Raw genomic sequence first — 18,947 nt, forward strand, 5'->3', positions numbered from 1 at the left:
CCTCGTCGCTTCGCCGATTCTCACGCCGCCGCCACCAGCCCGACCGCGACGGCCGGGCCGCAGGTCGAGACCCAGGCCGGGTCGGCCTCCCCCAGGGCCGCGCCGATCAGCCCGGTCAGGGGCTCGGCCCGGCGCCCGAGCCGGGCGGCGATGCGCTCGGCCAGGAAGCGGCCGGCGCCGCAGACCACCAGGGGCGCCCCCTCGGGAAGGTCCGCGCGGGAGAGCAGGGTGGCCGCCGCATCCTGCAGCGGGCGCAGCTGCGCCTCGGCGAAGAAGGCGGCGAGCGCCGCCCATTGGGCCGCGTTCCCCTCCCCCCGGTCCCGGCCGATCATCCGGGCGAGCCGCGTCTCGCTCTCGGCCGCCGACTTGCCCTTGAGGTCGGGGCTGTGCTGCTGGTCGGCCCCCTCCGGCAGGTCGCCGGTGAGGCGGTGGATGTCGGCGGTGGTGGCGAAATACTCCGCCATCAGGGCGACCCGGCGCCCGTTCCAGGGGGCGTGGCTCGCGAGGGCGGCGAGCGGCGTGCGCACCACGCCGGAATAGACGAGCTCGCCCGTCTCCAGGCGCTCCGCGTCGCTGTAGCCGGTCGCCGCCGGGCGGCCGCCCGCGATCGGGATCAGGTCGGCGGTGGTGGAGCCGATATCGACGAGGAGCGCGTCCGGCCGGTGGCGACCGATCAGGGCGGCGGTGGCGTGCCAGTTGGCCGAGGCGATGTCGGCGGCGTGCCGCCCGGCGGCCTCAGGCCCGACCAGGCCGGCCCGGCCGGCATAGAGGCGGACCCGCCCCGTCAGGTTCGCGGCGGCCCAGCCGGCGAGCTGCGCCACGCCGTCGGCGCGGTCGGCGAAGCAGTCGGTCAGTTCGCCGGTCATGGTCACGACATGGTCGGCCTCGCCCCGCGCCCAGTCGGGCAGGCCGGCGAAGGTCTCGTCGAGGGCGGGCAGGCCGTGCCAGAGGCGGCAGGGCGCCTGCCGCGCCGCCCGCACCCGGCCGCCCTCGATCAGCGCCGCCTTGACATGGACCCCGCCGAGATCCCACCCGACGGTCCGGACTTGATGCTGGCTCACGCGTGAGGGTCCTGAAACGGTTTCGAGGAGAGGCACATGCCGGTCCGGGTGATCCCGGTGATCGACCTGCGCGGGGGCGTGGTGGTGCGCGCCCGCGCCGGCGAACGCGACGCCTATGCCCCGATCCATACCCCCTTGGCCAGCGGCTCCGGCCCCGCCGAGGTCGCCGCCGGGCTTCTGGCCGCCTATCCGTCCGACACGCTCTACGTCGCCGATCTCGACGCCATCGTCAGCGGCCGCCCGCCCGATCGGGCGAGTCTGGCGGCGATCGCGAAAGCCTGCCCGGGCACCGCGCTCTGGGTCGATGCCGGTTTCGGGGAAGAAGAGGGCGTCGCCCGCTTCCTGGAGGCGGGGTTCGGCCGGCCGGTGCTCGGCAGCGAGAGCCAGACGGGAACCGCGCTCCTGGAGCGCTTCCGCGAGGCCGCCGTGCTCTCCCTCGACAGCCGCGGCGGCGAGCGCCTCGGCCCCGCCGCCCTGCACGCGGAGCCCGCGCTCTGGCCCGGGGACGTGATCGTGATGACCCTCGCCCGGGTCGGGGCCGGCCAGGGCCCGGATCTGGCGGCGCTGGCGGCGGTCCGGGCGCTGGCGCCGGGATGCCGCGTCCACGCGGCCGGGGGCGTGCGCGGGCCGGAGGATCTCGCGGCGCTCGCCGGGATCGGCGTGGCCGGGGCCCTCGTCGCCACCGCGATCCATGACGGCCGGCTGCGTCGCGTCTGACCGCCCCTCAGCCGACCCCGAGCTGGCGCGCGGCCTGGATCAGCGTGGAGGGCCGGTAGGGCTTGCGCAGCAGGAGGCTGCCCTGGACCTGCCGGGGCGCCACGTGGCTGAAGCCCGTCACGTAGATCACCGGCAGGGTCGCCAGGCGGTCGCGGGCCTGCTCGGCGATGGTCCAGCCGTCGATCGCCCCGGGCAGGCGGATGTCGGTGAGCAGCAGGTGGATGGGCTGGCCGCTCCCGAGATGGGCGATCGCCTCCGCGCCGGTCTTGGCCTGCAGCACGCCGAAGCCCGCATCCTCGAAGGCCGACGCGATCACGTCGAGCAGAAGTTCCTCGTCCTCCACGACGAGGACGATCGGCTTGCCGCCCATCGCTCCCTCTCTCCCGGGCCCGCCCCCCGAAGCGGCGCCGTCGCCGCTCCGCCCTGCGCCCGGGTCAAAGCATAAGGCAACTTCAGGTGGCAAGAACGTCATCTCTCGGCACCTCAAGCCCGTCCCGATCCCTGACCTAGGACCCCGAGGGCCGCCGGCCAGCCTTCCTCCTGCGGCGGCGCGACCGAGCCGGCCGCGGGAGCTGGAGTCGGGGCGGGCGCGGCGCCCAGGGCGGGAAACGCCATCCGGATCGTGGTGCCCTGGCCCGGCCTGCTCTCGATCTCGACGCTGCCCCCGGATTGCTGCACGAATCCGAAGACCTGGCTGAGGCCGAGCCCCGTGCCCTGCCCCAGGGGCTTCGTGGTGAAGAAGGGCTCGAAGGCCTTGGCCGCCACCTCCGGCGACATGCCGGCCCCGGTGTCGCGGATCTCGACCACGACGCTGCCGCCCTCGCCGCGAAGCGGGTCGAACCGGGTGGCGAGGGTGAGGGCGCCGCCCTCGGGCATCGCGTCCCGCGCATTCACGGTGCAGTTGAGGATGGCGTTCTCGAACTGGTTCTGATCGAGGGCGACCGGCGGCAGGTCCGGCGCCAGCGCCGTCTCCACCCGCACGGCCCGTCCCGTGGAGCTCTGGAGCAGTTCCGCCAGATCGCCGAGGAGGCGGTTGAGGTCGCTCTCGACGGGCGACAGGTGCTGCTTGCGCGCGAAGGCGAGGAGCTTGTGCGTGAGGGCCGCGGCCCGCTCCGCCCCGGTCATGGCGTTGCGCACGTGGCGCAGGAGCGGGCTGTCCGGGGGGAGCTGCCACTCCACCCGCTCCATATTGGCGAGCATGATCCCGAGCATGTTGTTGAAGTCGTGCGCCACCCCGCCGGTGAGCTGCCCGAGCGCCTCCATCTTCTGCGATTGCCGCAGCAGCGCCTCGGTCTGGAGCCGTTCGGCCGTGGCCTGCTCCAGGGCGGCGAGCGCCGCGTCGCGCTCGGCGATGCGGGCCTCGAGGGCCTCGTTGGCCTGGCGCAGCTGGCCGGGCGAGGGCAGCGCCAGCGCCTTCGGCAGCAGCGTCCAGAGGGCGATGGCGGTGGCGACCGAGGCCAGGGCCGTGACCGCCTTGATCAGGGCTTCCAGCCCGTAATCCGGCACCCACAGGGTCCAGACCGACATCAGATGCGTGGCGCCGCAGGCGGTGATGAAGACCGCGAAGCTCCAGAACATCCAGCCGAAGACGACATCGCTGCGCCGCAAGACGAAACAGGCGAGCGCACCGGGGATCGAAAAATAGGCGGCGGCGATCAGAAGATCGGAGACCACATGTGTCCAGATCAGTTCCGGCCGCCAGAGCAGGCAGATACCGTGCGGGGAGAGACTGTCCGCTTCCCAGAACTTTCTGAAAAATTCGAACATGGCAGCACCACGACGGATCGGCCTCCGTTCTTTGCCGAAACCGTGTAGCTGGGCAAGCGCCCGGCACCGTACCAACGCCCCTCCGGCGCCGTGTCGCAGCCCCGCGGGAGCGGCGCCCGTCGAAGGCGAGGTTCACATTGTCGCTCAGAGGGTTGGGCCGCGCCGTCGCGGGGCCCGCGGCGCCTCAAAAAGAAAGGGACGGCGCTTGCGCACCGTCCCGATCGAAGTCAGCGTCCAAGAAAGATGGAGGCCAGTCGCTGGAGCAGGCCCCGCGGTGCGGGCGGAGGCTCGCTCTGCCCAGGACTGCCCCCGATCTAATTGGCCGCGAAGGGGTGCTGCACCGAGTTGCGCTGCTCGGTGACCACGGAGGCCTTCGGCTCGCCGTTCACGGCGCGCTGGATCGAGAGCTTGGTGGCCTCGTAGTTGTACTTCTGGATCTTGGCGTCGTCGGCCGCTTCCCAGTGGATGAACACGCCGACCAGGATGTACAGGTCGTCGGCCTCGTCGGCCGGGATGATGCCCTCGGCAACCGCATCCTGCACCGCCTTGGCGACGCCGTGCTGGGCCGGGCCGAACATCTGGACGGCCTGGCGGGCGTCGTTGATGGTGACCTTGTTGAACATCAGGGTGTTCGGCTTGCAGGGCAGGTTCGGCGCGATGACCGCGAGCAGGCTGGTGAAGCCGTGCTTGTTGTTGATCAGGCCGTTGCAGAACGCCGTCTCGGCGGGCGAGCCGCGCGGTCCGATGATGAGGTCGATGTGAGCCACCTCGTTGCCGTCGCCGACGAGGGCCTCGCCGACCTGAACCTTGGTGATCTTCGCCATGTCGGGGTTTCTCCCTGGATTCCTCAAAGGAAGGCCTGCCTTGAGGCAGGCAGGCCGGAAGCCATCCTTGTTTGCGGCGCTCGGAACCGAGCCGGTTAGCCCGGACAGCGGCGCGGACCCTACAGCGGCCCCCTGCCCGGAACAACCCTGGGCAACGCCCTGAAATCGGTAATTTTTCGGCGCGCGAGACCTTGCTTTCGGGCGTGAACGAACGGTAGTGCGCGCCCGGCCCCGCGAGGGGTCAGGCGGCCTCTCCCCGTGCGCGCAGGAGCGCGTCGAGGAACAGCGTCGCCACCGTGAAATCCGCGCTGGTGCCGGGGTTGAGCCCCGCCTCCTTCAAGCGCCGGTCATGGGCGAGCAGCGTGTCCCGGGTGGCCTCGCCCGGCGTGAGGGCGCCGAGGGCGGCCGCGGCCTCCGCCCGCACCGATTCCGCCCGCTCCGGCCCGAACTTGCGGGCGATGTGGCTGTCGGGGACGCCGGTGAGGAAGGCGAGGTGGATCGCCGTCGTGCTCCAGGGCGGGGCGAGCCCCTTCGCCCGCGCCGCCGCCAGGGCCGGCAGGCCGATCGCGAACAGGTCCTCGAAGCCGGTGACGTAGGCGCGGGCGATGCGGTCCCGGGGGGCGGCCTCCGCCATGGCCTCGGCCAGGGGCGGGGCGGGGCCGGCGACGTCGTGGCCCGCGGCCCGGCCGAGGCCGCCGGGATTGGCGGCGAGAATCGCGGCGAAGACCTCTGCCCCGTCCCGCGCGTCGAGTCCGCCGAGCACCCCGCGCAGGGCCTGCCCCAGGGGCCGGGCGGATTCCGCCGCGGCGGCGAGCGGCGCGCACAGGAGCAGGATGCCGAGATTGGTGTTCTGGCCGACCGCCGCCATCGTGGCCTCGACGGCGCCGCGCACCCGCCGCCCGACCGCGGCGCCGGCCTCGGCGAGGGGGGGCGCGGCGACCGCGGCGCTCGTGACGAAGTCGTCCACCTCCATGCGGTGGCCGGCGGCATAGGCATGGACGTTGCCGGGCTTGAGCGCGTCGAGCTCGGCGAGGCAGGCGGCGCGGAACAGGTCGGCGATCACCGCCTGCGGGAGCGCCCGGCCCGGCCCGGTCCCCGCCTCGGCGCCGCCTTCGGCCACGCGTCAGCCCTGCGAGGCCACCAGCCGCGGCGGGCGGGCGGCATGGACGGCGTTGAGGAAGCCGCGCACCACGGCCCCGGCGATGTCGGTCTCGGTCACCTGTTGCAGGCCGGACCAGGCGGGCATGGAATTGACCTCCAGCACCAGGAAGCCCCCCTCCCCGTCCTCGACCAGGTCGACGCCGGTATAGTCGACGGCGATCGCCGCCGCGGCGGCCTCGGCCAGGGCGCCGGCCTTCTCCGGCACCTCCCAGGCGAAGGGGCGGCCGCCCCGGTGGACGTTGGTGATCCAGCCGTCGCCCTCGCGGATCATGCCGGCGATGGCCCGGCCCTCGCAGACGAAGACCCGGTAGTCGCGCCAGAGCCCGTCCCGGCGGGGCACGTAGCGCTGCAGGTAATAGACGCGGCTCACCGCCTCCTCCGGCGGCAGGTCCTCGGGGCGCTCGATCAGCATCAGCCCCTCCCCCTGCGAGCCGAAGAGCGGCTTGAGCACCAGCGGCCGGCCCGGCCCCGCCTCGCGGGCGACGCAGTCGGCGGCGGCCTCGCGCTTCGAGAACACGAAGGTGTCCGGGGTCGGCAGGCCGGCCCGGGCGATCATCAGCGAGGTCGCCGCCTTGTCGACGGAGCGCTCGATGGCCACGGGGCCGTTCCAGACGGTCACGCCTGAGGCGACGAGGGCATGCAAAACGCCGAGGCGCATCGTCGTCGCCTCGAAGGTGCCGCCCGCGATGGTGCGCAGAAGGACGCCGTCCGGCAGCCTGTCCTCGAAGCCCGGCACCCGCAGGGGCTCGCCCCCGCCGGTCACCACGGCGACGTCGGCCAGGGAGAACAGCACCGGCTCGACCCCGTGGGCGCGCAGGGCCTCGCGCAGCCGCGTCTTGTGCCAGGTGCCGTTATCGGCCGCGAGCCCGATGCGCATGTCGTTGTCCGTTTCTGTCGCCCTCGCCCCTCTAGCGGGAGAGGGGGCCCGCACAGCGGGTCGGGTGAGGGGAGCGCCGTCTCCGGAAGCGCCGCCCCCGCGCCCGCCTCGCTTCCGCGAGGCACCCTCTCCCGCGGAGGGGAGAGGGATTTCCGGTTGCGTCCTACGCGAAGGAGGCGTCGACGAGCTGCGGCTCGAGGCGGCCGCCGCGGAAGGTCCGGCCGGTCTGGACCGAGGTCACGATCGCCTCGGCCGGGGAGAACAGGGCGCCGTCGATCTTGTAGAAGTCGCCGTTCACCCGCGAGAAGATCTCGGCGAAGGGGGCGCCGTGGTCGCTCGAGGTGGTCGAGGGCAGCTGCTCGGCGAGCTGCTTGGCCTCGGCATCGTCGGCATCGACGAAGAGCTGCACCCGGCCGCCATAGATGATGGCGTCGTTGGTGCGGCCCATGGCCTGGATGAAGTCCGGGTGCGGGGGCGAGAGCGGCGCCGAGCCGATGCCGTCGAGGATCTTGTGCAGGTCGAAGCCGACGGTGTGCGCCTTGTGCAGGGCCACCTCCAGCACGCGGGCCACGACCTGGGTCGCGCCGGCGAGGCTCTGGGTCGGGGCGTAGATGAAGGTCACGTTCTCCGGGGCGACCTTGGCGGCCTCGGCGACCTTGGCCACCACGGAGGCCGGCGGGGCGCTGGCGGATTCGAGCACCAGGGCGATCCGGTCGGCGGAATCGCGGTAGCCGAGCTCGTGATAGAGCTCCTCCACCGCCGCGACGGCGCGGCCGGGGCCGGAGCCGAGGGCGAAGAAGCCGGACTCGCCGGTCTCGTCGGCGAGGCTCCAGCCGGCATACTGGCTGCCGAGGCAGGCCAGCACCGGATCGGCGGAATGCACCACCACCGAATAGGGCCAGGAGGCGATCGGGCCGGTGGGGGCGAGGGTCACGGTGCCGAGGCCGCCGAGGCAGATCTCGGCGATGCGGCGGCCGGCCTCGATCGAGCCGCGGGCGGAGGCGCCCGCATCGATCATGCGCGCGCCGTTCTCCTGCGTGACGGCGAGCCGGAGCAGCGCGGCGTCGGCGGCGAGGCGCTCCACCAGCGGGGCCGCCAGGGCGTTGACGCTCGGATAGGTCTGCTCGGCACTCATCGTGTTGTCTCCGTCTCCTCCAGCAGGGCGCGCGTTGCCTCCGCGTGCTCCCGCAAACGTTCTCGCACCGTCCCCGCATCCGGGCCGCTGGCCAGCAGCGTGCAGAGCGGGGCATCCCGGGCCACGACCGAGCCGGCGACCGGGCGGTCGCGGACGAAGCCGGGCCAGTCCAGGGACGGGACCGGGGCGTATCGGCTTGCCGCGTAACAGATCTCCGCGCCGGCCGCATCCTCCGGTGCGGGTTCCGGGGGCGGCAGGCGGCCGAACGCAGCCTCGATATGCGCCGCAAGCAGGGGCGTGGGCTGCCGGTCGAGCACGTCGAGGGTGGCGCCGGGGCGCGGATTGATCTCCATGAGCCACCAATCCGGCCCGTCGATCAGCAGGTCGGCGGAGGCGAGGCCGCGCAGCCCCGTCGCCGCCACGAGGCGGGCGACCGCCTCGCTCACCCGCTCCACCAGCGCGGGCGGGACCGGGCCGGGCTCCCCCCGCCCCCGCGCCAGGGCGCCGGCATAGCGGAAGGGGCGCAGGGGCGAGGGCGCGCTCCATTGCTCGGTCAGGGCGAGGGGCGTGATCCCGCGCCCATCCGCCAGCACGTTCAGGGCGAAGGCGCGCCCGCTCACCCGCGCCTGGAAATAGCCCCCCGGGGGCGCCGCGCCCGCGGTGGCCGCGCGGATATGGCTGCCGCCCGAGCCGCCCACGCGCTTGAGCAGCCAGCGCGCCCGGTCGGGCACGGGCTCCCGCGTCACGGGGGGATGGGGGATGCCGAGGCGGGCGCAGAGCGCGGCCAGGGCGAAGGGGTCCTTGAGCGCGGCCACCGTCTCCGGTTCGGCGCCGATCAGGGGGAAGCGGGCGGCGATGGCCCGCATCAGGTCGGGCGCGCCCTCGAAGCCGGAGCCGAGCACCACGCCGCGCAGGCGCCCCGCCCCCTCGGCCAGGGCCTCCAGCCCGGCGAGCAGCGCCGCCCCGCCGAGGCGGCCCGTGCCGAAGCGGCCGGGCAGCGGCCGGTAGGCCTCCGCCAAAGCGCGGGTATCGGCATCGCCGAACAGGTCGAGCACCAGGGGGCGCAGGCCCGCCCGCCGCGCGGCCTCCGCCAGCGCCCGCCCCGACTGCGCGGCGATGAGGATCGCCTCCCCGGCCGGGGAGGCCTCACGCCCCATCCGGTGTCACCGGATCGGCGGGGTCAGCCCGCGATCTCCACGGCGAGCTTGTAGGCGTCGCGGAAGTCGAGGCAGAGGGGCTCGTCCGCCTCGAGCATGCGGCGGAACAGGCGGCACTGGGTCTGGTACTTCACGTTGCCGACCGCCAGCGCGCCGATGCCGACGCCCTTGCCGGCGGGCAGGGGCACGTCCTTGGCGTTCACGTCGATCCCGGCGATGCCGGCCGGCGGCACGGCGTTGACGTCGGAGGCGACGAGCAGCTTCGGCGCGGATTCGAGGTCCTTCGCCGAGAGGATCGGGATGCCGGCGGGGCCGGCGGAGAGGATCACGTCGGCATCCGTGATGGCGGCGCGGCGCGCCTCCGGGGTCGAGCCGTCGACGGCGCCGACCTCGATGCCGAAGCGCCACTTCATGGTGAAGGCGATCTTCGAGACGCGCTCCTCGCCGTCATGGCCGACCAGCACCGATTTCGCGCCCTCCAGCGCCCCGATCACCGCCGCCACGTAGGCGACGACGCCGGCGCCGCCGAAGATCACGATGCGCTTGCCCTTCAGGTCGGTGCCGAACTTGGCCTTCAGCGCCCGGGACACCTCCGCGACCATAGCCGCGCCGGTGGTGAAGGAGCCCGCCGGATCGGCGAAGACATGGTTGGCGAAGGGGGGCACGAAGGCCTTCTTCGCGCGGTCCATCATGTCGAGGGCGTCCTCGGCGTTCTTGCCGCCGATGAAGATGCCGGTGCGCACGCCGTCCTGCGGCGCCCGGGAAAAGATCGAATCCTGGGTCAGGGAGACCACGTCGGCGAGGTCGACGCCGGTATAGGTCACGAGGGTCTCGAAGCCCGCATCGATCGCCATGTTCACGTCGAACGGGCTCATGTGCTTGAGCGGCGTCAGCATGTGAAGGATCGAACGGGCCATGGTCGTCTCCCTAGAGCGCTCCGTGCCGGGAGCTTAAGGCGAATCCGGCAATCGGGGATGCGCGTCGAAACTGATGACAGGGCGCCGGTTTCGACCCGATGAATCGGATCGCGGCCGGCGCCCGAACGCGGCGTGCCGCCCCTCGCGGGCCAGTCCAAAGCCGATCCCGGCAGGACCGGTCAAGCGATGGTTTTTCAACCCCCGGGTGAAGAAAACCTGAGGGCTCGGCCCCTTTTCCCGGACCGGGCGGATTTTCGGGCCGATTCTCAGGCGATGTCGAGCACGCTCGCGCCCGCATTGCGGCCCTTGGCGATGACGAAGCGCAGGCGGCCGGGCCGCTCCAGGCGCGCCACCAGGGCCTCGGCCTCGGCCTGGGACGGCATCAGCGCGAAGCCCGTCGGCCCCCAGGAGGACTGGCCGTAGCCCGGGATGCCCTCGGCGGCGATGGCGGCCAGCACCTCGGCCACGGCGGGGCTGGCGAAGCGGCCGCCCTGATGGGGCGCGAAATGGTCGCCGATCCGCTTCTGGATCGCGGTGATGCCGGCGCCGAAGCCCCGGGGCTCGGCGGTCGCGGCGGCGGGCAGAACCTGCATCAGCACGATGCGGCAGATCTCGGCGGCCTGGCCCGCATCGAACACGGGCAGGTCGCGGAAGGCTTCCGTCTCGCGGGAGCCGTGCACGCCGATGGCGGCCTCGTCGAGGATCAGCACGACGCGCCAGGCCTCCGGGTAGGGCAGCCGCGCGATCACCGGGGGCGGCGCGCCGGATTCGTCCCGGCCGCCGTCGACGATCAGCCCGCCCTGGGTGAAGGCGGCGAGCCCGACGCCGGAGCGGTTGCCGCGGTCGAGCACGTCGGCGAAGTCGTCGGGCGAGAAGGGCTGGCCGTTGAGCCGGGCCAGCGCCGCGGCGACGGAGAGGGCGAGCTGCGTGCCCGAGCCGAAGCCGGCATGGGCAGGGATCGTCTCCTCCACCGTGATCGCGGCGGCGTCGGGCACGTCGAGATGGGAGGCGGCGGCGAGGAGGTAGCTGCGCACCCGCTCGGCCTCCGGCCCGCTCGCGGCGGCCCGCCGGGCCGGGCGGGCGACGAGCTGCACCGCGGGGGCGTCGAGGGCGAGGCCCAGGCTGCCGAAGCGCCGCCCGAGGCCGCCATTGAGATCGAGGAAGCCGAAATGCAGCCGCGCCGGGGCCCGGACCCGCACGCCGGGCGCGCCGCGCACGGAGCCGGTGGTCGTCTCGCCCATCCTGTCGGAGGCCTCGGCCACGACGATCCTGCCTCATTCCGCCGGCCGGGTCCCGACTGCCGGGCCCGTGACTCGCGGGCCGGCTTCTCCCATGGGTGCGCCGCCGCGACAACCGGCAAGGTGCCCCCGGCGGCCCCGAGACACGCGCAAGCGCCCGGCGAGCGTCGCTTTTTTGCGACCGCCGGGCTTGCGGGGCGCGGGCCGGGGATGCAAAACCGGGGCGCCGGCCTGCAGGAGCCGGCCACGGGTTGATCAGCCCCGAAGCGCCGGCGCCTTCGCGTCACGGCGTGGTCGGATGCCAGCATGAGGCGGCATCCCGGCGGATCGCTTCAGCTCTTTCACGGGCGAAGGCGCCGCCACCAAGGTGCCCCGCCCGGCCAACCAAGAAACCACGGGACCCGACATGGCAGCCTGGGTGAAGGGAGGCGCGGTGGATCTGGATGCGGCCATCGGGGCCGCCGCCGATCTGATCGCCGCGGCACGAACGCCGGTCATCGCCGGCCTCTGCGCCGATCTCGCGGCCGTGAGGGCCGCCTATCGCCTGGCCGAGACGGCGGGCGCCTCGCTCGATTCGGTTTCGGGCGACCATCTCTACGCGGAGCTCGAATCCCTGAGCGCCGGCGGGGGCATGACCACCACCGCCGCCGAGACGATCGGGCGCGCCGACGTGGTGCTCGCCCTGGGCCAGCGCCCCTGGGACGGCGGCCTGCTCGCCGAGATCGCCGGCACGAAGCCGGTGCGCGGCCGGGCCGCGGGCGCGGAGCGCGCCCTGCTCTCCCTCGGCGGGCCGCAGAACGGCGGCACCCGCCACGTCGCCTATGCCGCCGGCAGCCAGGGCCTCGCCGTGGCGCTCGGCCACCTGCGCGCCTTCGTGAAGGGGCATCTCGCCGGGGACGAGGCCTTCTCCGACCTCGGCAAGCGGCTGGCCGCGGCCCGGTACGGCGTCGTCGTCTACGATGCGGGCGAGCTCGGCACCCTGGGGGTCGAGATGCTGCAGGGCCTGATCCGGGACCTCAACGAGGCGACCCGCTTCTTCGCCCTGCCGCTGGCCGATCCCTTCCAGGGGCGCGCCGTGCTCCAGCTCTCCGCCTGGACCACCGGCCAGGCGCCCCGCGTCGGCTTCGGCCGTGCCCTGCCGGAGCACGATCCCTGGCGCTTCGACAGCGCCCGCCAGATCGCCGCCGGCGAGGCCGATGCCGCCCTCTGGCTCGCCGCCCTGCCCGCCCCGCGCCCCGCCTGGCTCGGCAGCCTGCCGGCCATCGCCGTCGTCGGCGAGGGCAGCCCGGAGGCCGGCCCCGGCACCGCCGAGATCGTCATCACGGTCGGCGTGCCCGGCGCCTCCACGGGGGGCGCCCTCTGGCACGAGCGCCGCGGCGTCGTCGCCTTCCAGGAGGCGGCGAGCCCGGCCGAGGCCGTGACCGCCGCCGACGTTCTCGCCCGCATCCGCGCCAGCCTCCTGAGCAAGCGCCCGAGCAAGAAGGCCGCCTCATGCTGATCCGTATCAAGGGCGGCCGCGTCGTCGATCCGACCGACGGGCGCGACGCCGTCGGCGACGTCTTCGTCGAGAACGGCCGCATCGTCGCCGCAGGCGACCGCACCCCCGACCGCACCATCGACGCCACCGGCTGCGTGGTGATGGCCGGCGGCGTCGAGGTCCATTCGCACATCGCCGGCGGCAACGTGGTGATGAGCCGCCTGCTCCTGCCCGACCTCTATGTCAGCGAATCGGCGCCCGACGGGCATCCCTTCGCCCATGCCGGCGGCTCCGGGGCCTGGATCGGCGCCAACTACGCGCGGATGGGCTACACCACCGCCGTCGAGCCGGCCTTGCCGCCCTCGAACGCCCTCGCCACCCATCTCGAGCTCGCCGACATCCCGCTCCTCGACCGCGGCGGCCTCGCGGTGATGGGCAACGACGACCACCTCCTCGCCCTCCTGCGGGACGGCGAGAGCAAGGACGCGGTGCGCGACCTCGTCACCCACACCCTGGCCCATGCCCGCGGCCTCGGCGTGAAATGCATCAACGCGGGCGGCGCCTCCGCCTTCAAGGACGGGGTGCTGAAGCTCAGCCTCGACGACGAGATCCCCTGCTACGGTCTCTCGACCCGCAAGATCATGGGCGCCCTCCTCGACGCGGTCGAGGCGATCAAGGTGCCCCATCCGCTCCACGTCCACTGCAACAATCTCGGCCTGCCGGGCGCCGACGACTCCTTCGTCGCGACCCTGGAGGCGGCCGAGGGGCGGCGCATCCACTTCGCCCATGCCCAGTTCTACGCCTACGGCGTCGCCGACCCGGAGAACCCGCTGACCGGCGGCTTCCGCTCCGCGGCCGAGCGCATCACCGCGGCGATGGAGGCCCATCCCAACGCCACCTACGATGTCGGCCAGGTCGTGTTCGGCCAGACCGTCACGATCTCGCTGGACATCCTGCGCCAGTTCGGCGGCCGCAAGGGCGCCAAGCCGAAGAAGTGGGTGCTGCAGGCGGGCGATGCCGAGGGCGGCGGCGTGGTGCCCTTCCTCTACCGGCCCCGCGGCCCGGTCTCGTCCCTGCAATGGGCGATCGGCCTGGAGCTGATGCTGCTCTCGTCGAATCCCGAGCGCACCATCCTCACCACCGACCATCCCAATGGCGGCGTCTTCACCGAGTATCCGCGCATCATCCACCTGCTGATGGATGCGGAGGAGCGCGCCCGCGAGATCGCCACCCTGCCCGCCGTCGTCTCGGAGCGCTCGGGCCTCGCGAGCATCGAGCGCGAATACACCCTGAGCGAGATCGCCCAGCTGACCCGCTCCGGCCCGGCCAAGCTCCTCGGGCTGACCGATCGCGGCCACCTGCGCCCCGGCGCCCGGGCCGACGTCGCGATCTACCGCGACGACAAGAACCGCACGGCGATGTTCGCCAACGCCAAGCTCGTGCTCAAGGACGGCCGCACCATCGTCGAGGACGGCGAGGTCGTGGAATGGGGCTTCGGCAAGACCCTGGAGCTCGACGTCGAGGCGGATCCCGCCATCGCCAGGCGCAGCGAGGCCTATCTTCAGGACCGCTTCGGCGCGGGCCTCGACACCTTCGCGGTGCCCGACGCCGCCTTCCCCGAAGCCGCCGTGTTCGAGGACGTGGCATGCCGGGCGTGACGCTGATGCCTCCGGGCCAAGGTAACTGACGATGGCTGACCTCATCCTCAACGGCATCAAGGTCGAGGACACCTTCGCCGAGGCCTTCGACGTCGCGGCCACCGCGATCGTCGTGACCAACGACACGCCCAAATGGGCGATGATCGCCGCCACCGTGATGACCGGCTTCGCCACCTCGGTGATCGGCTGCGGCGCCGAGGCGGGCATCGATGCCGAGCTCTCCCCGGAGGAGACGCCGGACGGGCGGCCGGGCGTGCGCATCCTGCTGTTCGGCTTCGAGCCGAACGGGCTCAAGGAGCAGCTGCTCAAGCGCGTCGGCCAGTGCATCCTCACCTGCCCCGGCACCGCCTGCTACGCGGGCGTGGAGGGGCCGACCAAGATCAAGCTCGGCGGGGCGATCCGCTATTTCGGCGACGGCTTCGCCGTGGCCAAGCGCCTGCCCGACGCCAACGGCAAGATGCGCCGCTACTGGCGCATCCCCGTCATGGACGGCGAGTTCCTGTGCGAGGATTCCACCCGCGCCGTCGAGGGCGCGGTGGGCGGCGGCAATCTGCTCTTCCTCGGCCGGCGGCATGCCGACACCCTGAAGGTCGCCGAGATCGCGGTGGAGGCGGCCAAGGCCGTGCCCGGCGCCATCCTGCCCTTCCCCGGCGGCATCGTCCGCTCCGGCTCGAAGGTCGGCGGGCGCACCAAGGGCATGATGGCCTCGACCAACGACGCCTATTGCCCGACGCTCAAGGGCCGGGCCGGCTCGGCCCTGCCGCCCGAATGCGGCGTGGTGCTGGAGATCGTGATCGACGCCCTGACCTCGCAGGCCGTGGCCGAATCGATGCGGGCGGGCCTGCATGCGGCGACGGAGGTCGGCGCGGCCCATGGCCTGGTCGCGGTCACCGCGGGCAATTACGGGGGCAACCTCGGCCGCCACCACTACCATCTGCGCGACCTCTTGGAGAAGGCGCCCACGGCATGAGCACCCTCAAGCTGCGCGCCGCCCCGCCGGAGCGGATCGACCTCCGCGCCGTCACCCCGCTCGCCCTCTCCGCCCTGTCGGAGGCCGAGGCGGCCCGGCTCCCGGTCGGCACCAGCCGCACCGGCGTGACGCTGGGCGACCTGTTCGCGATCACCCTCGACCGCTCCGACACCCTGGTGATCGAGGGCGGCTCCGAGCGGCTCGACCGGGTCGGCGCGGCCCTCTCGGAGGGCACGATCCGGGTCGAGGGCGATGTCGGCCAGCGCCTCGGCGAGGGCATGGCCGGCGGCACGCTCACGGTCTCCGGCGCGGCCGGCCCCTATGCGGGGACCGGGGCCACCGGCGGCACCATCACCATCGAGGGCGATGCCGGCGCCCATGCCGGCGGCGCGGTCTATGCCGCCAAGGCCGGCCTCGACGGCGCCACCCTGATCGTGAAGGGCAAGGCCGGCGACCATCTCGGCGACCGCATGCGCCGCGGGCTGATCCTGGTCGGCGAGGCCGGCGCCTTCGCCGCCTCCCGCATGATCGCCGGGACCATCGTCGCGGGCGCCCTCGGCGACCATCCCGGCTACGGCATGCGCCGCGGCACGATCGTGGCCGGACGGCACGGGGCGCTGCTGCCGACCTTCGCCGAGACCGGCCTCCTCGACCAGCTGGTCTACCCGAAGCTCCTCGCCCGCCAGCTCGCCCGGATCGGCGCGCCGCAGGCCGGGCTGCTGCAGGGCGGCCTGCGCCGCTATTCCGGCGACCTCGCCACCCTCGGCAAGGGCGAGCTGTTCACGCCGGCGGGTTGAGCCCGCACGGCGTCCGATAGGCACGATCGTGCCGATGCGGCGATCGTGAACGGTCGCCCTTGCAGGATTTCACTTGCCACCCTGCCGCTTCGTCCCAGATCTTGCCGGGGCGGCCGGCGCCGATCGGCGCCGGCTGTGTCCCCGCGAGCCCCGAAGCCGGCATGTTCCTCCTGCTCTCCGTCTGCCTGATCGCCCAGCCGAGCCATTGCCGCGAGGAGCGGATCAACCTCTCCTACGACAATCCCAACCCCTTCCTCTGCCTGCGCAATTCCCAGAGCACCCTGGCCCGCTGGCAGGAAGAGCATCCGGACTGGCATGTCGAGCGCTGGCGCTGCGCCTCCAAGGGGCAGATCCCGAACGATCTGTGAGGCGGGTTGCGCTCATGCGTTCGGCTCCGCCTCCGCGGGACGGCTCGAGGCGGGATCGGCCGATCCCGCAAGGCCTTGAGGTGGCCCGGGCCCGGTGACAAGGTCCCGCCGCCGCGCCCGCGGCAGGGAAGGACGCCATGCGCTCGCTGAAGGTCCGGTTCGCGCTGCTGCTCGGGGGCACCGCGCTGATCGTCGTGCTGGCCGCGGCCGGGGTGAACTGGTCGATCGGGCTGGCCGAGCGCACCATCGACCGTACGCTCGCCGCCCAGGGCCGGCTGGAGCTGCTCGCCGAACTGTCCGGCCGGCTGACGCAGTACGGCCTCGCGGCGATCGAGAGCGTCGGCAATCCGGAGGCGCCGCCGGAAGCCCTCTCCGTCACCCGCGACGCCGTCGACAAGGCGCTGAACACCGTCGACGAGGCCCTGGGCCGGGGCATGGGCGCCAGCGACGATCCCGCCGAGCGCATGCAGTACCTCGCCCGCACCCGGCCCCTGGCCAAGGTGCGCGCCGCCCGCGTCATCCTCGACCGGCAGGTCGCCCTGGTCCAGCGCGAGACCGATCCCGAGAAGCGCAAGAGCGCGATCCAGGGGACGCTGAACGGCTTCGGCGCCATGACCGGGCCGCCCCTCTCCCTGCTGATCGAGGCGGAGCGGCGCAGCATGACCGCCGGCCAGGAGGAGGCCCGCGCCCTCTCCCGGCGCCTCGCCGTCGCCTCGCTGATCGCGGTCCTGCTCGGCCTCGGCCTCGTGCTGCTGCTCTACCGGCGGGTCACCCGGCCGGTTCTCGCCCGGATCGAGGCGGTGCGCCGGGCGGCGAGCGCGGTGGGCAGCGGCGCCCTCGACACCCGCCTGTCCCTCACCGGGCGGGACGAGCTCGGCCTGCTGGTGGCGAATTTCAACCGTATGGTCGCCCGCCTGGCCCGGCGCGAGGGGCGGCTCGCCGCCGACCGCGCCGCCCTGGAGGACACGGTCGCCGCCCGCACCGCCGATCTGCGCGCGGCCAATGCGCGCCTGGAGATGGTCGACCGCTCCCGCCGCCGCTTCTTCGCCGATGTGAGCCACGAGCTGCGCACGCCGCTCACCGTGATCCTCGGCGAATGCGACATCGCCTCGCGCAGCGCCGCCCGGGCCTCGGACAGGCCCACGGATTTCACCCCGGTCTTCGCCACGATCCGCAAGCGGGCGCAGGGGCTCAAGCGCCGGGTCGAGGACCTGCTGCGGGTGGCGCGCTCGGAATCGGGTCAGATCGAGCTCGACCGGCGCCCGGTCAGCGCCGTCGCCATCCTGAGCGAGGCGGTCGACAGCGCCGGCTCCGAGGCCGCCCGCCGCCGGGTCGCCCTGACGCTGGAGCCGGGCGACCGGGACGTCGAGATCAGCGCCGACCCGGAATGGCTGCGCCAGGTCGTGGAGAGCCTGATCGACAACGCCCTCCGGCACGCGACCGGCCTCTGCCGCATCGTCGTCCGCCTGGAGCCGACGCCGGAGGGGGGCGCCCGCATCGCGATCATCGACGACGGCCCCGGCTTCCCGGAGCCGGGCGAGGGCCTGTTCGAGCGCTTCCGGCGGGAGGGCCGCTCCGGCGAGACCGGCTTCGGCATCGGATTGGCTCTGGCGCGCTGGGTGATAGAGCGCCATGATGGGCGGATCGGCCTCGGTTCCGGCGAGAACGGATGCGGGGCCCGGGTGACCCTCGACCTGCCGCCGGAACGGATGGCGGGCGAGGCCGGCGCGGAACGCGCGCCTACGGGGAGGATGAGCGTGGCATGACACGCATCTTGATCGTCGAGGATGACGGAGACATCCGCGGCATGCTGGCCCGCGGCCTCGAATCGGAGGGGTTCTCGGTGGGCGTCGCCGGCCGCGTCGAGGACGCGCTGACCGCGGCCCGCGACCAGGCGCCGGAGGCGGTGGTGCTCGACATCACCCTGCCGGACGGCTCGGGCCACGACGTCTGCCGTTCCCTGCGCGAGGGCGGCTATCCCGGCGCGATCCTGTTCCTGAGCGCCCGCGACGAGGTGCGCGACCGGGCCGAGGGCCTGGCCATCGGCGCCGACGACTACATCGTGAAGCCCTTCGACTTCGACGAGCTGCTCGCCCGCCTGCAGACCCATCTCCTGCGCCGGCGCGAGGCGGACACCCCGCGCACGATCGTGACCGCCGGGCGCCTCACCCTCGACCTCACCGTGCGCCAGGTCAGCTTCGGCGACGCCTCGGCGCGGCTCACCCCGCGGGAGGCGGAGCTGCTCGCCCTGCTCATGGAGGAGGTCAACAAGCCGGTCTCCCGGGGCGACATCTTCGACAAGCTCTGGGCGAGCCAGGGCGGGCTCTCCCTCAACGTGGTCGACGTCTATGTCGGCTATCTGCGCTCGAAGCTCTCGGGTTTCGTGCGATTCGGCGGCCCCGTCATCGTCACCGTGCGGGGGCGCGGCTTCATGCTCGACCTCAAGGGGCCGGATTACCGGCACTGAGCCCGCGGGGCGCCCGAGCCATGTCCCGGTCCGACGGCGTCGGACGGGGCGGGTGCGCCCTCCGGTCACGGCCTCGTTCACGGTTTGATTCACGGAAGACGGGAAAAATCGGCAATTTAGCTCTTGCGGCCAGGCCGCGAATTGGCGATATACCTCCCGCGACAGAAACCACTGCGCCGTCAGTATCTTAGGAACTTCTTAGAGAGTTGCTCCGGATGCTGCTGACGTTTCATAAACAGCGGAGAAACACCATGAAGTGGGCTGCCCCCGTCGTTTCCGAGATCTGCGTCGGCATGGAAGTCACGAGCTACGAGTCGGCCGAGATCGACACCTTCAACTAAGGTGTTCGTCGCCGT

Annotated in this window: 19 protein-coding genes; 9 read left to right on the top strand and 10 right to left on the bottom strand. The window is 73.2% G+C overall.

Features of this window, described 5'->3' with window-relative positions; all coding sequences use genetic code 11:
• Positions 1-20 precede the first annotated feature (20 nt).
• Entirely contained in the window at positions 21-1,061 is a 1,041-nt protein-coding gene (locus MMB17_RS19990; RefSeq protein ID WP_241100030.1) for a hydantoinase/oxoprolinase family protein, read from the bottom strand.
• A gap of 36 nt (positions 1,062-1,097) precedes the next feature.
• Here MMB17_RS19990 and MMB17_RS19995 point away from each other — a divergent pair, with 36 nt between their 5' ends.
• Positions 1,098-1,778, top strand: a complete 681-nt coding sequence (locus MMB17_RS19995) for a HisA/HisF-related TIM barrel protein (protein WP_241100031.1) — start codon at positions 1,098-1,100, stop codon at positions 1,776-1,778.
• A gap of 7 nt (positions 1,779-1,785) precedes the next feature.
• On the opposite strand, the gene MMB17_RS20000 is transcribed toward MMB17_RS19995, so the two are convergent.
• The 9 genes from MMB17_RS20000 to MMB17_RS20040 form a co-directional block, all read right to left on the bottom strand.
• Positions 1,786-2,148: a response regulator gene (locus tag MMB17_RS20000; protein WP_238311280.1), complete on the bottom strand. Its 363-nt coding sequence runs from the start codon at positions 2,146-2,148 to the stop codon at positions 1,786-1,788.
• Between the two features lie 113 nt (positions 2,149-2,261).
• Positions 2,262-3,545: a sensor histidine kinase gene (locus MMB17_RS20005; RefSeq protein ID WP_241100032.1), complete on the bottom strand. Its 1,284-nt coding sequence runs from the start codon at positions 3,543-3,545 to the stop codon at positions 2,262-2,264.
• Between the two features lie 314 nt (positions 3,546-3,859).
• Positions 3,860-4,369: a 5,6,7,8-tetrahydromethanopterin hydro-lyase gene (gene fae, locus MMB17_RS20010; RefSeq protein ID WP_238311278.1), complete on the bottom strand. Its 510-nt coding sequence runs from the start codon at positions 4,367-4,369 to the stop codon at positions 3,860-3,862.
• A gap of 241 nt (positions 4,370-4,610) precedes the next feature.
• On the bottom strand, positions 4,611-5,489 hold the full coding sequence (locus MMB17_RS20015) for a triphosphoribosyl-dephospho-CoA synthase (RefSeq protein ID WP_241100033.1): 879 nt from the start codon (positions 5,487-5,489) through the stop codon (positions 4,611-4,613).
• Positions 5,490-5,492: 3 nt separating this feature from the next.
• Positions 5,493-6,407, bottom strand: a complete 915-nt coding sequence (locus tag MMB17_RS20020) for an ATP-grasp domain-containing protein (RefSeq protein ID WP_241100034.1) — start codon at positions 6,405-6,407, stop codon at positions 5,493-5,495.
• 163 nt (positions 6,408-6,570) lie between these two features.
• Complete coding sequence (gene mch, locus MMB17_RS20025; RefSeq protein WP_241100035.1) at positions 6,571-7,542, bottom strand: methenyltetrahydromethanopterin cyclohydrolase; 972 nt, start codon at positions 7,540-7,542, stop codon at positions 6,571-6,573.
• Complete coding sequence (locus tag MMB17_RS20030) at positions 7,539-8,699, bottom strand: ATP-grasp domain-containing protein (RefSeq protein ID WP_241100036.1); 1,161 nt, start codon at positions 8,697-8,699, stop codon at positions 7,539-7,541. Before MMB17_RS20030 ends, mch begins: the two co-directional genes overlap by 4 nt.
• A 23-nt stretch (positions 8,700-8,722) precedes the next feature.
• Entirely contained in the window at positions 8,723-9,616 is an 894-nt protein-coding gene (locus MMB17_RS20035; protein WP_238311273.1) for an NADP-dependent methylenetetrahydromethanopterin/methylenetetrahydrofolate dehydrogenase, read from the bottom strand.
• Between the two features lie 266 nt (positions 9,617-9,882).
• Complete coding sequence (locus MMB17_RS20040) at positions 9,883-10,857, bottom strand: beta-ribofuranosylaminobenzene 5'-phosphate synthase family protein (protein ID WP_241102246.1); 975 nt, start codon at positions 10,855-10,857, stop codon at positions 9,883-9,885.
• A 403-nt stretch (positions 10,858-11,260) separates the two neighbouring features.
• Between MMB17_RS20040 and MMB17_RS20045 the strand changes: the two genes are divergently transcribed.
• The 8 genes from MMB17_RS20045 (at position 11,261) to pqqA (ending at position 18,932) form a co-directional block, all read left to right on the top strand.
• Entirely contained in the window at positions 11,261-12,352 is a 1,092-nt protein-coding gene (locus MMB17_RS20045; protein WP_241100037.1) for a molybdopterin-binding domain-containing protein, read from the top strand.
• Positions 12,346-13,989, top strand: coding sequence for a formylmethanofuran dehydrogenase subunit A (locus MMB17_RS20050; RefSeq protein ID WP_241100038.1), 1,644 nt, complete (start codon positions 12,346-12,348; stop codon positions 13,987-13,989). Before MMB17_RS20045 ends, MMB17_RS20050 begins: the two co-directional genes overlap by 7 nt.
• A gap of 31 nt (positions 13,990-14,020) precedes the next feature.
• The gene (fhcD, locus tag MMB17_RS20055) at positions 14,021-14,959 is read left to right on the top strand and encodes a formylmethanofuran--tetrahydromethanopterin N-formyltransferase (RefSeq protein WP_238311270.1); all 939 of its coding nucleotides are present in this window, start codon (positions 14,021-14,023) and stop codon (positions 14,957-14,959) included.
• The gene (locus MMB17_RS20060; protein ID WP_241100039.1) at positions 14,956-15,756 is read left to right on the top strand and encodes a formylmethanofuran dehydrogenase subunit C; all 801 of its coding nucleotides are present in this window, start codon (positions 14,956-14,958) and stop codon (positions 15,754-15,756) included. The genes fhcD and MMB17_RS20060 overlap by 4 nt, the downstream gene beginning before the upstream one ends.
• Positions 15,757-15,917: 161 nt before the next feature.
• Positions 15,918-16,124, top strand: coding sequence for a hypothetical protein (locus tag MMB17_RS20065; protein WP_238311268.1), 207 nt, complete (start codon positions 15,918-15,920; stop codon positions 16,122-16,124).
• Positions 16,125-16,261: 137 nt separating this feature from the next.
• Positions 16,262-17,890 (top strand): sensor histidine kinase, encoded by a 1,629-nt coding sequence (locus MMB17_RS20070; RefSeq protein ID WP_241100040.1) that lies wholly within the window; start codon positions 16,262-16,264, stop codon positions 17,888-17,890.
• Positions 17,887-18,591 (top strand): response regulator transcription factor, encoded by a 705-nt coding sequence (locus MMB17_RS20075; RefSeq protein ID WP_241100041.1) that lies wholly within the window; start codon positions 17,887-17,889, stop codon positions 18,589-18,591. The genes MMB17_RS20070 and MMB17_RS20075 overlap by 4 nt, the downstream gene beginning before the upstream one ends.
• 251 nt (positions 18,592-18,842) lie before the next feature.
• Complete coding sequence (gene pqqA / locus MMB17_RS20080) at positions 18,843-18,932, top strand: pyrroloquinoline quinone precursor peptide PqqA (protein WP_007564431.1); 90 nt, start codon at positions 18,843-18,845, stop codon at positions 18,930-18,932.
• Positions 18,933-18,947: the final 15 nt, after the last annotated feature.

The organism is Methylobacterium organophilum, from assembly GCF_022533465.1.
Taxonomy (GTDB): domain Bacteria; phylum Pseudomonadota; class Alphaproteobacteria; order Rhizobiales; family Beijerinckiaceae; genus Methylobacterium; species Methylobacterium organophilum.

Excerpts from the sequence above, each read along its gene's own strand:
- MMB17_RS19995 (WP_241100031.1), top strand. The coding sequence starts at position 1,098 with ATGCCGGTCCGGGTGATCCCGGTGATCGACCTGCGCGGGGGCGTGGTG.
- MMB17_RS20000 (WP_238311280.1), bottom strand. The coding sequence starts at position 2,148 with ATGGGCGGCAAGCCGATCGTCCTCGTCGTGGAGGACGAGGAACTTCTG.
- MMB17_RS20005 (WP_241100032.1), bottom strand. The coding sequence starts at position 3,545 with ATGTTCGAATTTTTCAGAAAGTTCTGGGAAGCGGACAGTCTCTCCCCG.
- fae (WP_238311278.1), bottom strand. The coding sequence starts at position 4,369 with ATGGCGAAGATCACCAAGGTTCAGGTCGGCGAGGCCCTCGTCGGCGAC.
- MMB17_RS20020 (WP_241100034.1), bottom strand. The coding sequence starts at position 6,407 with ATGCGCATCGGGCTCGCGGCCGATAACGGCACCTGGCACAAGACGCGG.
- mch (WP_241100035.1), bottom strand. The coding sequence starts at position 7,542 with ATGAGTGCCGAGCAGACCTATCCGAGCGTCAACGCCCTGGCGGCCCCG.
- MMB17_RS20030 (WP_241100036.1), bottom strand. The coding sequence starts at position 8,699 with ATGGGGCGTGAGGCCTCCCCGGCCGGGGAGGCGATCCTCATCGCCGCG.
- MMB17_RS20035 (WP_238311273.1), bottom strand. The coding sequence starts at position 9,616 with ATGGCCCGTTCGATCCTTCACATGCTGACGCCGCTCAAGCACATGAGC.
- MMB17_RS20040 (WP_241102246.1), bottom strand. The coding sequence starts at position 10,857 with ATGGGCGAGACGACCACCGGCTCCGTGCGCGGCGCGCCCGGCGTGCGG.
- MMB17_RS20045 (WP_241100037.1), top strand. The coding sequence starts at position 11,261 with ATGGCAGCCTGGGTGAAGGGAGGCGCGGTGGATCTGGATGCGGCCATC.
- MMB17_RS20050 (WP_241100038.1), top strand. The coding sequence starts at position 12,346 with ATGCTGATCCGTATCAAGGGCGGCCGCGTCGTCGATCCGACCGACGGG.
- fhcD (WP_238311270.1), top strand. The coding sequence starts at position 14,021 with ATGGCTGACCTCATCCTCAACGGCATCAAGGTCGAGGACACCTTCGCC.
- MMB17_RS20060 (WP_241100039.1), top strand. The coding sequence starts at position 14,956 with ATGAGCACCCTCAAGCTGCGCGCCGCCCCGCCGGAGCGGATCGACCTC.
- MMB17_RS20065 (WP_238311268.1), top strand. The coding sequence starts at position 15,918 with ATGTTCCTCCTGCTCTCCGTCTGCCTGATCGCCCAGCCGAGCCATTGC.
- MMB17_RS20070 (WP_241100040.1), top strand. The coding sequence starts at position 16,262 with ATGCGCTCGCTGAAGGTCCGGTTCGCGCTGCTGCTCGGGGGCACCGCG.
- MMB17_RS20075 (WP_241100041.1), top strand. The coding sequence starts at position 17,887 with ATGACACGCATCTTGATCGTCGAGGATGACGGAGACATCCGCGGCATG.
- pqqA (WP_007564431.1), top strand. The coding sequence starts at position 18,843 with ATGAAGTGGGCTGCCCCCGTCGTTTCCGAGATCTGCGTCGGCATGGAA.